We start from the raw sequence: 12,656 nt of genomic DNA, 5'->3' as shown, positions 1-12,656 counted from the left end.
CACCCCGCCCGCCGTCACCCTCCCGACCCGACCCCAGGCACGCGTGTCGTCCCTCCAGACACGCGAGTCGACCCTCCAGACACGCGTGTCGACCCTCCAGACACGCGTGTCGTCCATCCAGGTACGCGTGTCGTCCACCCAGGCACGCGTGTCGTCCACCCAGGCACGCAAGTCGTCCATCCAGGTACGCGAACCGCGCCTGCGAGCACACGAGATGCCCGGCGGTGCTCAAGCCGCGCGGTCCCCCGCCCGGCCGCCGGCGCCCAGCCGGTGCAGGATCGCGTCGTGGGCGAGGCCGTCCCAGCCGAGCCTGCGCAGGGTCCGGCCGGTCCGGCGGAAGTCCTCGCCGCCGAGCACGGACATGATCGTGATCGCCGCGTCGACCATCGGCGTGGCGACGCCCGCGCACCGCGCGAGTGCCTGCAGCGGCACCAGCGTGGAGCGGATGTCCTCGGTGAGGAAACGGTGGTCGAGGCTGGTCGGCGCGGCGATCGTCCGGTACGGCTGCACCGTCCGCAGCGCGTCGAGCAACGTCGTGGCCGGGCAGCCGTAGTAGCGGTCGAGGACCTCGGTCATGGGCAGCAGCCGGGCACCGTAGGCGTCCGCGACGGCGGCGAACTCGGCCTCCGTGCGCTCGAGCAGGGCGATCGTCCGCGCCGAGACACCTTCGACGTAGAAGAGCAGTTCCTCCGCGCGGTCGATGGTGCCGAGGTTGGCCAGCGCGATCGGCACGTGCGCGACCGCGCCGAAGTCGTGCAGGCCACGCTCGACCGGGTTGCGCGCGACCTCCAGCATCGGGAACCACTCGCACAGCAGCCCGGCCTGCCGGCCGACGGCGGCCTCGGTGCTGCCGGAGATCAGGTTCCACGCCTTGGTGCCGAGCACGGTGACACCGTCGGTGCCGGACGGCCGTGCGGCGAACAGCGCGTCGGTCTCCACGACGTCGACGTCCGGCGCCCCCGCGGCGGCGAGCGCGTGGGCGAACTCGACGCTCCCGCAGAGCTTGCCGGAGAACAGCACCACCACCTGCCCCGGACGCAGGTGCGGTGCCAGCCGGGCGGCGACCGCCGGGTAAGCGGTGGTCACGGTGGCGACCAGGACGACGGCCCGCGCGCCCAGCCCGGCCGGGTCCGCGGTCACCTCCCGGAGCGGGAACCGCCCGTCGAGCACCCCACGCGCGACGATCTCCCGGCGGCACGCGATCTCCCCCACGGCCCCGAGATCCCGTGTGTAGAGGTGCACGGGCAGCTCCCGCGCGGCGAGGTACGCGGCCACGGCCCGTCCCTCGCCACCCGCTCCGACGACCCCGATCCCGTCCAGCACGCTCATCCCGCCCACTCCCGTCAGTCCGGTACGCAGTGGACAGGTCGGCGCCGGGCAGAGGAAAGTTCCCGCGCGAGCCACGTTCCCGCCGTGTCGTCCGCCCGGGTACGGCCTATCCCTGGGCCAACGCCAGCGGCACCAGCTGCTCGGCCGTGGTCAGCGACCCGTGCTGCCCGACCAGCGAGGTCTCCACGGCCTCCGCGAGTCCCCGCACCATCCCGAACCGGTCCCGGGCCGCGGCGACGACGTCACCGATGCGCGGCAGCACCCGGTCGCTCACCGTGTGCCCGAACCAGCCCTCCGCGACAGCCTCCTCGCGCGAGCGCACCCAGGCCCGCTCGCCCAGCACCTCCCGCCAGGCGGCGAGGACGTCCGCGGCCGCGCCCGGCTCGGTGTAGACGTGCCGCGCGCGGACCTCGCCTCCGAACGTCCGGACGCCGGCCAGCAGCTCCGGCGTGTCTTCGAGGTCGAGCTTGTCGTCGACGGTCACCATCCCGTGGTCGGCCACCACCGCGAGCAGCGCACCGGACGGCAGACCGTCCACAAGGGACTCGACGAGCCGGTCGATCTGCCGCAGCTGCATGCGCCAGGCGGTCGAGCCGGGGCCGTAGACGTGTCCCAGCAAGTCGAGTTCGCTGTGGTAGGCGTAGCAGAACGCGCGCCCGTCCAGCACCGACAACGTCCGCGCGGCGAGGTCGCCCAGCGCGTGGACCCCGGCGTACTGCGCGCCGCTCTGGGTGGCCAGCGTCAAGGCCGTGTCGCGGAACTTGGCCGATGACACCACGGCCGCGTCGATGCCCGCCGCGGCGGCCCGCTCGAACGTCGTCGGCAGCGGCTGCACCTCGCGGGGTGGGAGGGCGCCACGCAGATCGCTGCCGTCTTCGTGGCTGCACCAGCGCAACGCGTTGAGCACGCCGGTGCCGGGCATCTCGAACGTGTAGCCGACCATCCCGTGCTCGCCCGACGCGAGCCCGGTGCCGATCGCCGCGACTCCGGCGGCCGTCGTCGACGGGAAGCCCACGCGCAGCGGCTCGCGGGCGAGCTCGGTCAGCACCGGGGCGTCCGCGGCGTGCTCGGCGAGCAGCTCCCAGCCGAGCCCGTCGACGAGCAGCACGCCGGCGCTGCGTGCCTCCGGCAACGCCAGGACGTTCCCGCAACCGGGCACCCCGAGCGCGGCGAGCAGGGACGGGACGACCTGGCCGAGGTGCGGGACGTCGGCGAGCGAGGGCGGCTGCACGCGCCCAGCTTCCCATCCCCGGGCGCCTCCGGCGATAATCACGGCATGCCGACCTACGCCTACCGCTGCCGCGAGTGCACCGAGACGTTCGAGCTCCTGCGCCCGATGAGCGAATCCGGCGCGCCGGCGACCTGCCCGGAGGGCCACGCCGACACCGTCAAGCTGCTCACCACCGTCGCCCTCACCGGGGCCGCGAGTGGTTCCGCGGCCCCCGCCGCTGGTGGCGGTGGTGGCTGCTGCGGAGGCGGCTGCTGCGGCTGACCGGGCTCAGCCGGCCTTCAGCGCCTGCCCCAGGTCGGCCCACAGATCCTCGACGTCCTCGAGGCCGACGGACATCCGGATCAGCTGGTCGGACACGCCGGCGCCGCGGCGGTCGCCCTCGTCGACGATCCGGTGGCTGATCGAGCCCGGGTGCTGGATCAGCGTGTCGACACTGCCGAGGCTGACGGCCGGCGTGATCAGCCGGACCGCCCCGATCAGGGCGTGCGGGTCGCCGGAGACCTCGAACGCCACCAGCGGCCCGCCGATCCGCGGGTAGTGGACGGCGGTCACGGCCGGGTGCCCGCCAAGCCGTGACGCCAGTGTCGCCGCGGTCGCGGACGCCGCGCCGACGCGCAGCGGCAGCGTGGAAAGCCCGCGCAGCAACAGGTATCCGGCGAGCGGGTGCAGCACGCCGCCGGTGGCGAAGCGGATCTGGCGCAGCCGGGCGGCTTCCGGCGCGTCGCACGCGACGATCCCGCCCATCACGTCGCCGTGGCCGCCGAGGAACTTCGTCGCGCTGTGCAGCACCATCCGGGCGCCGTGGCGGCCGGGCCGCTGCAGGACCGGGGTCGCGAACGTGTTGTCCACCAGGAGAGGCACCTCGCCACAGGCACGGGCCAGCTCGGCGATGTCCGCCTCGGCCAGGGTCGGGTTCGCCGGCGTCTCGACGAACACCAGGCCGGTGTCCGGCCGCAGCGCGGCGGTCACGGCGTCGGGTGCGGCCCAGGTGACCTCCGTGCCGAGCAGCCCGGACTCGAGTAGGTGGTCACTGCAGCCGTACAGCGGGCGCACGGCGACGACGTGGCGTTTCCCTTGTGCCACTGCGGAAAGCAGGCAGGCCGAGACGGCGGCCATGCCGCTGGCGAACGCGACGCCGTGGTCGAAGCCTTCGAGCTCGGCGAGCGCGCGCTCGAACCGTTCGACGGTCGGGTTGCCCACCCGGCCGTAGATCGGCGGGCCGTCGAGCTCGGCGCCGGCGGCGAAAGCGTCGATCCGGGCGGCTTCGGCGGCACTGTCGCGGGACGGGTAGGTCGTGGACAGGTCGAGCGGAGCGGCGTGCACGCCGAGGTCCGTGAGATCGTCACGGCCGGCGTGGACGGCCCGCGTGCGCAGCGAGGAAGTCATGCCAGCATGGTCGAGCTTTCACCGGACTGAGAGCAACACTCTCGGATATCATTCGGCGATGTCCGCTTCCGTCGAACTGAGTCCGGTCGATCTCGAAATCCTGCGCTTGTTGCAGAACGATGCCCGGATCACCAACAAGGACCTGGCGGCCGCGGTCGGCATCGCGCCGTCGACGTGCCTGGACCGCGTCGCCCGGCTGCGGGACACCGGGGTGATCACCGGCCAGCACGCGTCGGTCGACGCGGCGAAGCTCGGGCGGCCGCTGGAGGCGTTCCTGTTCGTGCAGGTCCGCCCGCACCGGCGGCCGCTGGTGGACCCGTTCATCGAGCACCTGCTGTCCTTGCCGGAGGTGCGGGCGGTCTACCACCTGACCGGGCCGGACGACTTCCTCGCGCACGTCGCGACCAGCTCCGCCGGGGAGCTGCAGCGGCTGGTCCTCGACGAGCTGACCGCGCGCGACGAGGTCGCCCGCGTTCACACCAATCTGGTGTTCCAGCACTGGAGCGGCGGTCCGCTGCTGCCGCCGGGCGCCTGATCTCAGAGGGTCTCGAGCCAGCGGCGGGTCTCGCGCGGGGACGTCAGCCGGACGACGACCGGGCCGGGCGACTCGACGGCCCACGCCCGGATGCGGGCCCGCTTGCGCGCGAACGACCTGAAGTGCCAGCGGATGATCGAGTCGGCGGAGAACACCTGGCGCAACGACTCGACGTTCCCGTTGCAGATGCGCTTGCGCGTCACCGTCCGCACCACCGTCCGGCGCACCAGGCGGCCCAGCGAAAGCCAGCGCGGGTAGTCGAGGCCCACGATCAGCTGCGTGCGGGGCAGGACGATGTCCTGCCACGAGCTGTAGACGGCGTCGAGGATCCAGCGCTCCTGCGCGCACACCTCGGCGATCCGGCGACGCTGTTCCTCCTCGGGGGCGCCGACCCAGCCCGGCTGCCAGCCGATGTCATCCGCGGCGTGGAAGGGCAGGCCGGTCCGCTCGGCGATCCGGGCCGCGAGCGTCGACTTGCCCGAGCCCGTCACGCCGACGATGACAATGCGGTCAGGCACCGAGGTCACGGGCGGGCTCCCGCGGTCCGCGGTAGGGCAGGGTCTGGCTGTAGACGAGGTTCGTGGTCGTGCTGCCGAACTGGGCCAGCTCGTCCACCGTCTGCTCGAGGTGGGCCATGGAGGCCGCGGCGATCTTGAGCGTGTAGCAGTCGTCGCCGGTGGTGCGCAGGCATTCCAGGATCTCGGAGCGGTCGCCGAGCAGCTTGTGCAGCGGCTCGTGCCGGCTGCCCGGGTACTTGAGCCGGACCACGGCGAGCACCGGGTAGCCCACCTTGCCGAGGTCGATTTCCGCGCGGTAGCCGCTGATCACGCCGGCGGTCTCGAGCCGCCGGAGCCGTTCGGTCGCCGCGGACGCGCTCAGGTTCACCCGGCGGCCGAGCTCGGTGAGCGGCAGCCGGGCGTCGCGCTGGAGCTCGGCCAGGATGGCCCAGTCCGTCGGATCGAGACTCGCGGTCATCCGGCGAACATACCGTGGGATCCACGGCGGAACGGGCCGAACGCCGTGATCGCTCTCTTCCGGATCCGGGCAAAACGTCGATAGCCTCTTGCGGTGAAGATCGGCGTGAACGTCCCCAATTTCGGGCCTGGCACGGACCCGGGCGTCCTGCGCGCCTGGGCGCAGACGGTGGAAGGGCTCGGCTACGACCTGCTGATGGTGTCCGACCACGTCGCCATCACGCCGGACGTCGCCGGGCAGTACCCGGCGCCGTTCTACGAGCCGTTCACGACGTTGTCGTGGCTGGCCGGGGTCACGCAGCGGGTGCGGCTGGGCACCACCGTGCTGGTGGTGCCGTACCGGCATCCGCTGCTGGTGGCGCGGATGGCGGCGAACCTCGACGAGCTCAGCGGCGGCCGGCTCGTGCTCGGTGCCGGGATCGGCTGGGCGAAGCAGGAGTTCGACGCGCTGGGCGTGCCGTTCGAGCAGCGGGGCAAGCTCACCAGCGAGTACCTGCGGACGATCCGCGCGGCGTGGGCCGAGCGCGACGACTACCGCGTGGATCCGATCCCGCTGTGGCTGGGCGGGCACAGCGACGCCGGGCTGCGCCGGGCGGTGGAGCTCGGCGACGCGTGGCACCCGCTGCGGCTGACGATGGCCGGGTTCCGGGAAACGCTGGGGCGCTTGGAAAAGCTGGCGGGCGACCGGCCGCTGCCCGCGTTCGCGCCGCGGATCCTGTTGCGCGTGACGGCGGTGCCGGTGTCCGGGCCGGACCGGCGGGCCGGGGAAGGCACGCTCGACCAGGTCATCGACGACCTGGGGCAGTTGCGGGCGATGGGGGCGGACACCGTCGTGCTCGACCCGTTCGACTCGGACCCGGCCGAAACGCTGCGCCCGGAGGTGGCGTGGCGAGACCTCGCGGCGGTGGCCGCGTCCTGGAAGGAGAACCGGTGAAGGACACCGAAGAAACCCTGCTGCGGCGGGCGATCGAGCTCGCCCGCGAAGCGCGCGAGGAACACGGCAACCCGCCGTTCGGCTCGCTGCTGGCCGACGCCGACGGCAAGATCCTGGCCGAGGACCGCAACACCTCGCTGACCGACAACGACATCACGGCCCACCCGGAACTGAAGCTGGCCCGCTGGGCGGCGCAGAACCTGGACCCGGAGACCGCGGCGGCCACGACGATGTTCACCAGCACGCAGCCGTGCGGGATGTGCACCGGCGCGATCGAACGGTCCGGGCTCGGCCGCGTCGTCTACGCGCTGTCGACGGAGCAGTTCCTCACGCTGCGCCCGCCGCTCACGTGGGGCAAGCACAAGATGGAGGGCCCCGCGCTGTTCGACGAGGCCCGCGTGCCGGTCGAGGGCTACTACCGGTGACGAGTTACCAGGTGCGCCCGGTGGCGCGCATCGAGTCGCCCCTGACGGACCGCTCGGCGGCCCCGAAGCAGGGCGACGAGGGCGCGCTGCCGTCCCGGGTGGTGTTCGCCCCGGAGTTCACCCCGGCGGCCGCCGACCTCCGGCCGGGTGACCGCCTGGTCCTCCTGACGTGGCTGCACGAGGCGGACCGCGACGTCCAGACGGTCCACCCCCGCGGCGACCGGGACCGGCCGAGCACCGGGGTGTTCTCGACGCGCTCGCCGGACCGCCCGAACCCGATCGGCCTCCACACGGTCACGGTGACGGCTGTCGAGGACGGCACGCTGACGGTCACGGGCTTGGAAGCCATCGACGGCACCCCGGTGCTCGACGTGAAACCGGTCCTCGGCGAGGTGGCCGAGCGCTGAGCCGGACGATCACGATCCGGGCGGCGGGGGCAGCGGCCGCCGTGCGCCGGGCGACCAGCCATGGCTACAGCACGTGCGGCGGCTCCGGCGGCTACTCGGACATCACCGCGGGCACGGCGGTCACCGTCTACAACGCGGCGGGGACCGTGATCAGTAGTCCTTGAAGCCCTTTCCGGTCTTCCGGCCCAGCCGCCCGGCCGTCACGAGGTGCTCCAGCAACGGCGCCGGCGCGAAGCCTTCCTCGCGGAATTCGTTGTACAGCGTCCGCTGGATGGCCAGGGAGACGTCGAGGCCGACGACGTCCAGCAGCTCGAACGGGCCCATCGGCAGGCCGCAGCCGACCTTCATGGCCGTGTCGATGTCGTCCGCGGCCGCGTAGTGGGCCTCCAGCATCTTCACCGCGTCGTTGAGGTACGGGAACAGCAACGCGTTGACGATGAAGCCCGCGCGGTCGCCGCAGTGCACCGCGTGCTTGCCCACCGCGGCGCAGACCGCGCTCGCCGTTGCCACCACGTCCGGGGCCGTCGCGATCGTCGACACCACTTCGACGAGCTTCATCACCGGGGCCGGGTTGAAGAAGTGGAGACCGATCACGTCGGACGGCCGGGTCGTCGAGGCCGCGCACTCGATCACCGGCAGCGAAGACGTCGTCGTCGCCAGGACCGCGCCGGGGCGGACCACTTCGTCCAGCGCCGCGAACACCGCCTGCTTGACCGACAGTTCCTCGGCCACTGCCTCGACGACCAGGTCGACGTCGGCCAGGGCCTCGAACTCGGTCACCGGGGTGATCCGCGCCAGCGCCGACGCGGCGTCCTCTTCGGACAGTTTGCCCTTGACCACGGCCTTGTCGAGTGACTTCTTCACCTTCGCCACGGACGCCTGCGCCTTCTCCAGGCTACGAGCGCGCAGCACGACGTCCAGGCCGCGCTTGGCGAACACCTCCGCGATGCCGGTCGCCATCGTTCCGGTGCCGACCACGCCGACCCGCGCCACCGGGCGCGGCGGGACACCGTCCACCGTGGACACGACACCGGAGGAGACCACGTTGGGCGAGTCCGGGGCGTCGTAGGTGTAGAAGCCCCGGCCGGTCTTGCGGCCCAGCAGCCCCGCCGTGATCATCTGCTTGAGCAGCGGCGCCGGCGCGTGCAGGCGGTTGCGGGACTGGTGGTACATCGTGTCGAGGATTTCGTTCGCGGTGTCCAGCCCGATCAGGTCGAGCAGCGCGAGCGGGCCCATCGGGTAACCGCAGCCGAAGCGCATCGCGGCGTCGAGGTCCTCGCGGGTGGCGTAGCGCTGCTCGTACATCCGCACCGCGTGGTTGAGGTAACCGAACAGCAGCGCGTTGGCGATGAACCCGGCGCGGTCGCCGATCACCACCGGCACCTTGCCGAGCCGCTCGGCGAACTCGACCACTTCGGCGACCACGTCCGGCTCGGTCACCACCGTCTTGACGATCTCGACGAGCTTCAGCACCGGTGCCGGGTTGAAGAAGTGCATGCCGACGACCTTGCCGGGCCGCGCGGTGTGCACGCTGATCTCGGTGATCGACAGCGACGACGTGTTGGACGCGAAGACCACTTCGGGCCGGGTGATCTTGTCCAGCTCGGCGAAGACGTCGGCCTTCAGCTCGAGGCTCTCCGGGATCGCCTCGATCACCAGGTCCACTTCGGACAGATCCGACAGCGATGTGCTGTACCGGATCCGGCCCAGCAGCGCCGCACGCCCGGGCGCGTCCAGCTTGCCGCCGGAGAGCGCCCGTTCGGTGGAGTGCTCGAGGTGGCCGCGGCCGCGCGCGACGCCCGCCTCGTCGAGCTCGACCGTGACGACGTCGAGCCCGCTGCGCGCGAGCACTTCGGCGATGCCGGCCCCCATGGTGCCCAGGCCGACCACACCGACCGTCGAGATGTCCCGCGCCATTGAGGCCTCCAGAGATGTTACTCGCCGGTAATTGGCCTCGATACTGCCACGCGGTACCACCGAAGCCCAGACGGAATCGAGTCAGTACCGCGCAAGTCACCCGGTCGGCGACGTCGGCTTCACTCGCCGAAATTGCCGTCCACCAGCTCCTTCGCCTTCTCCAGCGCGGCGGAAGCCTGCGGCCCGCGCGCCCGCACGCGGATCCGGTCGCCCTGGCGCGCGCCGAGCGACATCAGGGCCAGCACGCTGTGACCGTCGGCCTCCTGATCGCCGAGCCGCACGGTCACCTCGGCGTCGAACTCGCTGAGCGTGCGCACCAGCACCGCGGCGGGCCGGGCGTGCAGGCCGACCTCGTTGTGCAGCTCCAGCTCGATTTCGGCGGCATCGGCCGGGGCCTCGGCGGGCGCCAGGTCCTCGGGGAGGCCGGCCGCCGCGGCGGCCTCGGCCACCGCCTTGCGATCCCGCCCGGCCTGAGCGGCGACCGCCGCCGCGATCGCGCCCTCGACCAGCGGGCCGTCCGCGACGATCGCGGCCGAGGGGTCGGCCAGCGATTCGACGGCGAGCTCGGCCGTCATCTGCGCGCTGCCCAGGTCGTAGAGCAGCACGACGCCGTCGCCGGAGTCGGCGCGCTGGGTGGCGGCGACGACCTCGTCGTAGTCCGTGCCGATCGAGCCGTCGGAGAGCCCGCCGGCGGGATGGATGGTGACGTCCGGGGCCATCTGGGCGGCCAGCTCGGCCAGGCCTTCGGCGAGCTTGGCACTGTGCGAAACGAGCACGATTCCCACGCTCACCGGGCGGCCTCCGCGAACGCGCGCAGCAGCAGCGCCGACGACCGGGCGCCGGGATCCAGGTGCCCGACCGCGCGCTCGCCGAGGTAGGACGCCCGGCCCTTCCTCGGCACCAGGTCCACTGTGGACTCCGCGCCGGTGTCGGCCGCGCCGGCCGCCGCGGTCAGCACCGTGGCGACGTCGCCGCCGTCCCCGGCCGCCTTCTCCGCGGCCGCGACCGCGGGGATCAGGGCGTCGACCATGGTCGCGTCGCCGCCCACGGCCTTGCCGCGGGCCTGGACGCCTTCGAGGCCGGCACGCAGGGCGTCCACCAGGCCCGGGACGTCGAGGGTGTCAACGGCGCCGAGCTTGGCCGAGGCACGCAGGAAAGCCGTGCCGTACAGCGGACCCGCCGCTCCGCCGACCTTGGAGATCAACGTCGTCGCGACGAGCTTGAGCACTCCGCCCGGCGTGTCCGGCACACCCGCGTCGAGCGCCGCCACGACGGCCGCGAAGCCGCGGTTGAGGTTCTCGCCGTGGTCGCCGTCGCCGATCGCGCGGTCGAGGTCGATCAGTTCCACGCGGTGCTCGGCGACCACCGCCGCGGCGGCGCGCACGGCCGCCGCGACCCCCTCGGCCGTGCAGGCCATCAGAGCCCCCACCGCAGGGCCGCGGTGTTGACCGGGGCGTCCCAGAGCTCGGTCAGCTCGTCGTCCAGTTTGAGCAACGTCAGGCTCATCCCCTGCATCTCGAGACTGGTGATGTACGGGCCGACCAGCCGGCGTTCGACCACGATCCCCCGGTCGGCCAGCAGCCGCTCGGCGATGCCGTGGGCCAGGTAGAGCTCGACGAGCGGGGTGCCGCCCATCGAGTTGGTGAACAGCAGCACGCGGTCGCCGGAGGCGAACGGCAGGTCCGATACGACCGCCTCGACCATCCGCGCCACCAGCTCGTCGGCCGGCTCGGCCGGGATGCGTTCGCGGCCGGGCTCGCCGTGGATGCCGATGCCGAACTCGATCTCGTTCTCGTCGAGGTCGAAGCTGGGGGTGCCGGCGTGCGGCACGGTGGGCGCGGTGAGGGCGACGCCGATCGACCGGACCTGGCCGATCACCTTCTGCGCCAGCGCGGTGACGGCGTCGAGGGAGTCCCCGCGCTCGGCGGCGGCGCCGGTGATCTTCTCCAGCAGCACCGTGCCGCCGACGCCGCGGCGGCCCGCGGTGTAGGTCGAGTCCTTGACCGCGACGTCGTCGTCGATCACGACGCTGCGCACCTCGAGGCCCTCGGCGGCGGCGAGCTCGGCAGCCGTCTCGAAGTTCAGCACGTCGCCGGTGTAGTTCTTCACGATGAGCAGCGCGCCCGCTTCACCGGTGGTCGCGGTGACCGCGGCCTGCACCGCGTCCGGCGTCGGCGAGGTGAACACCGCGCCGGGGACCGCCGCGGCGAGCATGCCGTGGCCGACGAAGCCGCCGTGCAGCGGTTCGTGCCCGGACCCGCCGCCGGAGATGACGGCGACCTTGCCCGCGACCGGAGCGTCGGCTCTGATCACGACGTCCGGGTCGTACTGGACGCGGAGGATGTCCGCGTGCGCGGCGGCGAGCCCCCGCAGCGATTCGGCGACCACGTTCGCCGGATCGTTGATGATCTTCTTCACGGCAGCCTCCGGCACATCGGCGGGTGGGGTGCCCCCTTCCTACCTCTCCGCGCCGCCCGCCGCCAGATCAGGGCCGGGGGAGCTTGGTGACCACGTTCTTCGCGACGGCCACCGCCTTGCCGCACGGATCGCTGTCGTTGTCGGCATAGCCCTGGTAGTCCACCTGGGCCAGTTCGACGTCGTCGCCCTGCCACGGCCGGTGCTGCCACTCGACCTTGCACCGGGCCGAACCCCCGGTCCCCTGCTTCTGGAAGCCGGTCACGCCGTTGCCGAGGTCCACCTTGGAGTAACCATCGCCGACGAGCGGCGGCAGGCCGGGCCGGAACCCGACCGTCACCGCCGGGCCCCGGTCCCGCCACTCGCACGAGTGCAGGCCCGAGGGCGCGGGCTTCGCCGACGGCACGGCGGCGGTCACCGCCGCGGTGTCGGCCATCGCGCACGGATCGGCGGTCAGCAGGGTGCCCGCGGGCGTCGAGTACTTCTCCGGCGAGTTGTGCAGCTTCTGGACGACGGCGTCGGCGAACGCCTGCCCGGGACGGCAGGGTTCACCGGCGTAGGTGACCGACACCGCGAGCCCCACGTCCGGGTTCAGCGCCGTCATCGCCGCGACGGTGCAGTCGGTGTCGCCCGTCTTGTTCACGCGCAGCGGCAGCCCGCCGACCACCCCGGCCGTCTTGTCGGCCCGCGGCACCACCGTGCTGCCGATCTCGAGTTCGAGCCGGATCTCCTTGCCGCCCGGGTCCTTCACCTTGTTGCTGCAGGTGTCGAAGGCGATGGACGACGGCGACGGGTCGTCCTCGACCGTGCCGAGGCCCAAGGTGCCGAGGGCGGCCTTCGTCAGGAACTGGCACGGCTGGATCGTGCGGAGCACGCCGGCCGCCACGGCGGCGTCGGTGATCGGGCCGTCGGCGACCTGGCCGGAGCCGGCCGCCGCGGGCACCGTCGTCCGGGCGAAGTTGGACTTGCCGAGGTCCTGCCCGCACGCCGTCAGCGGCAGCGCGAGCGCGATGACCAGCAGGAACAGCTTCGGGAGACGGCGGCGCCGAACGTCTGGGAACACGCGGAGCACGGTAGCGGCCGGTGCGCGCCGCTGTCCGGAC

16 protein-coding genes are annotated in these 12,656 nt (G+C 72.7%); 6 read left to right on the top strand and 10 right to left on the bottom strand.

Going from position 1 to position 12,656, the window contains the following annotated elements; translation table 11 throughout:
- Positions 1-228: 228 nt before the first annotated feature.
- Together ACFVYA_RS16415 and ACFVYA_RS16410 are read right to left on the bottom strand one after the other, a co-directional pair.
- Positions 229-1,329 carry an NAD/NADP octopine/nopaline dehydrogenase family protein gene (locus tag ACFVYA_RS16415; protein WP_387045756.1) on the bottom strand — a complete coding sequence of 367 codons (1,101 nt, stop codon included), beginning with the start codon at positions 1,327-1,329 and terminating at the stop codon, positions 229-231.
- Positions 1,330-1,435: 106 nt separating this feature from the next.
- Complete coding sequence (locus ACFVYA_RS16410; RefSeq protein ID WP_387045755.1) at positions 1,436-2,560, bottom strand: alkaline phosphatase family protein; 1,125 nt, start codon at positions 2,558-2,560, stop codon at positions 1,436-1,438.
- 45 nt (positions 2,561-2,605) lie between these two features.
- On the opposite strand from ACFVYA_RS16410, the gene ACFVYA_RS16405 reads away from it, so the two are divergent.
- Positions 2,606-2,821 carry a zinc ribbon domain-containing protein gene (locus tag ACFVYA_RS16405; protein ID WP_387045753.1) on the top strand — a complete coding sequence of 72 codons (216 nt, stop codon included), beginning with the start codon at positions 2,606-2,608 and terminating at the stop codon, positions 2,819-2,821.
- Positions 2,822-2,827: 6 nt separating this feature from the next.
- Here the strand turns inward: ACFVYA_RS16405 and ACFVYA_RS16400 are convergent, their stop codons facing one another.
- A complete protein-coding gene (locus ACFVYA_RS16400; RefSeq protein WP_387045752.1) occupies positions 2,828-3,946 on the bottom strand; it encodes a trans-sulfuration enzyme family protein in 1,119 nt (372 codons plus the stop codon).
- A 58-nt stretch (positions 3,947-4,004) separates the two neighbouring features.
- On the opposite strand from ACFVYA_RS16400, the gene ACFVYA_RS16395 reads away from it, so the two are divergent.
- Complete coding sequence (locus tag ACFVYA_RS16395) at positions 4,005-4,481, top strand: Lrp/AsnC family transcriptional regulator (protein WP_086840754.1); 477 nt, start codon at positions 4,005-4,007, stop codon at positions 4,479-4,481.
- Between the two features lie 2 nt (positions 4,482-4,483).
- Here ACFVYA_RS16395 and ACFVYA_RS16390 read toward each other — a convergent pair whose 3' ends face one another.
- Together ACFVYA_RS16390 and ACFVYA_RS16385 are read right to left on the bottom strand one after the other, a co-directional pair.
- Positions 4,484-5,008: an adenylate kinase gene (locus ACFVYA_RS16390; RefSeq protein ID WP_387045750.1), complete on the bottom strand. Its 525-nt coding sequence runs from the start codon at positions 5,006-5,008 to the stop codon at positions 4,484-4,486.
- A complete protein-coding gene (locus ACFVYA_RS16385) occupies positions 4,992-5,456 on the bottom strand; it encodes an Lrp/AsnC family transcriptional regulator (RefSeq protein WP_285985884.1) in 465 nt (154 codons plus the stop codon). The genes ACFVYA_RS16390 and ACFVYA_RS16385 overlap by 17 nt, the downstream gene beginning before the upstream one ends.
- Before the next feature lie 93 nt (positions 5,457-5,549).
- On the opposite strand from ACFVYA_RS16385, the gene ACFVYA_RS16380 reads away from it, so the two are divergent.
- From ACFVYA_RS16380 to ACFVYA_RS16365, 4 genes are read left to right on the top strand one after another with little or no spacing between them, the layout of a single operon-like run.
- The gene (locus ACFVYA_RS16380; RefSeq protein WP_387045748.1) at positions 5,550-6,389 is read left to right on the top strand and encodes an LLM class flavin-dependent oxidoreductase; all 840 of its coding nucleotides are present in this window, start codon (positions 5,550-5,552) and stop codon (positions 6,387-6,389) included.
- Positions 6,386-6,814: a nucleoside deaminase gene (locus ACFVYA_RS16375; protein WP_285985886.1), complete on the top strand. Its 429-nt coding sequence runs from the start codon at positions 6,386-6,388 to the stop codon at positions 6,812-6,814. The genes ACFVYA_RS16380 and ACFVYA_RS16375 overlap by 4 nt, the downstream gene beginning before the upstream one ends.
- A gap of 11 nt (positions 6,815-6,825) precedes the next feature.
- Positions 6,826-7,221, top strand: a complete 396-nt coding sequence (gene tsaA, locus ACFVYA_RS16370; RefSeq protein ID WP_387045763.1) for a tRNA (N6-threonylcarbamoyladenosine(37)-N6)-methyltransferase TrmO — start codon at positions 6,826-6,828, stop codon at positions 7,219-7,221.
- A gap of 41 nt (positions 7,222-7,262) precedes the next feature.
- Positions 7,263-7,385, top strand: coding sequence for a hypothetical protein (locus ACFVYA_RS16365; protein ID WP_387045746.1), 123 nt, complete (start codon positions 7,263-7,265; stop codon positions 7,383-7,385).
- Here ACFVYA_RS16365 and ACFVYA_RS16360 read toward each other — a convergent pair.
- From ACFVYA_RS16360 to ACFVYA_RS16340, 5 genes are all read right to left on the bottom strand, one after another.
- Positions 7,372-9,138 carry a 3-hydroxyacyl-CoA dehydrogenase family protein gene (locus ACFVYA_RS16360; protein WP_387045744.1) on the bottom strand — a complete coding sequence of 589 codons (1,767 nt, stop codon included), beginning with the start codon at positions 9,136-9,138 and terminating at the stop codon, positions 7,372-7,374. The two genes, ACFVYA_RS16365 and ACFVYA_RS16360, sit on opposite strands and share 14 nt — an antisense overlap.
- 119 nt (positions 9,139-9,257) lie before the next feature.
- Positions 9,258-9,929 (bottom strand): dihydroxyacetone kinase phosphoryl donor subunit DhaM, encoded by a 672-nt coding sequence (gene dhaM / locus ACFVYA_RS16355; protein WP_387045742.1) that lies wholly within the window; start codon positions 9,927-9,929, stop codon positions 9,258-9,260.
- Positions 9,926-10,555 (bottom strand): dihydroxyacetone kinase subunit DhaL, encoded by a 630-nt coding sequence (dhaL, locus tag ACFVYA_RS16350; protein ID WP_387045740.1) that lies wholly within the window; start codon positions 10,553-10,555, stop codon positions 9,926-9,928. The genes dhaM and dhaL overlap by 4 nt, the downstream gene beginning before the upstream one ends.
- A complete protein-coding gene (dhaK, locus tag ACFVYA_RS16345) occupies positions 10,555-11,556 on the bottom strand; it encodes a dihydroxyacetone kinase subunit DhaK (RefSeq protein WP_387045738.1) in 1,002 nt (333 codons plus the stop codon). The genes dhaL and dhaK overlap by 1 nt, the downstream gene beginning before the upstream one ends.
- 67 nt (positions 11,557-11,623) lie before the next feature.
- Positions 11,624-12,616, bottom strand: coding sequence for a DUF3558 domain-containing protein (locus ACFVYA_RS16340; protein WP_387045736.1), 993 nt, complete (start codon positions 12,614-12,616; stop codon positions 11,624-11,626).
- Positions 12,617-12,656: the final 40 nt, after the last annotated feature.

It is taken from the genome of Amycolatopsis sp. NPDC058278, from assembly GCF_042881395.1.
Classification (GTDB): Bacteria; Actinomycetota; Actinomycetes; order Mycobacteriales; family Pseudonocardiaceae; genus Amycolatopsis.
This window is presented reverse-complemented; position numbering and strand designations above follow the sequence as displayed.

What these genes read in the sequence shown, in the direction of transcription:
- dhaL (WP_387045740.1), bottom strand. Translation starts at nt 10,555, where the DNA reads ATGGCCTGCACGGCCGAGGGGGTCGCGGCGGCCGTGCGCGCCGCCGCG.
- ACFVYA_RS16405 (WP_387045753.1), top strand. Translation starts at nt 2,606, where the DNA reads ATGCCGACCTACGCCTACCGCTGCCGCGAGTGCACCGAGACGTTCGAG.
- ACFVYA_RS16395 (WP_086840754.1), top strand. Translation starts at nt 4,005, where the DNA reads ATGTCCGCTTCCGTCGAACTGAGTCCGGTCGATCTCGAAATCCTGCGC.
- ACFVYA_RS16385 (WP_285985884.1), bottom strand. Translation starts at nt 5,456, where the DNA reads ATGACCGCGAGTCTCGATCCGACGGACTGGGCCATCCTGGCCGAGCTC.
- ACFVYA_RS16360 (WP_387045744.1), bottom strand. Translation starts at nt 9,138, where the DNA reads ATGGCGCGGGACATCTCGACGGTCGGTGTGGTCGGCCTGGGCACCATG.
- ACFVYA_RS16400 (WP_387045752.1), bottom strand. Translation starts at nt 3,946, where the DNA reads ATGACTTCCTCGCTGCGCACGCGGGCCGTCCACGCCGGCCGTGACGAT.
- ACFVYA_RS16415 (WP_387045756.1), bottom strand. Translation starts at nt 1,329, where the DNA reads ATGAGCGTGCTGGACGGGATCGGGGTCGTCGGAGCGGGTGGCGAGGGA.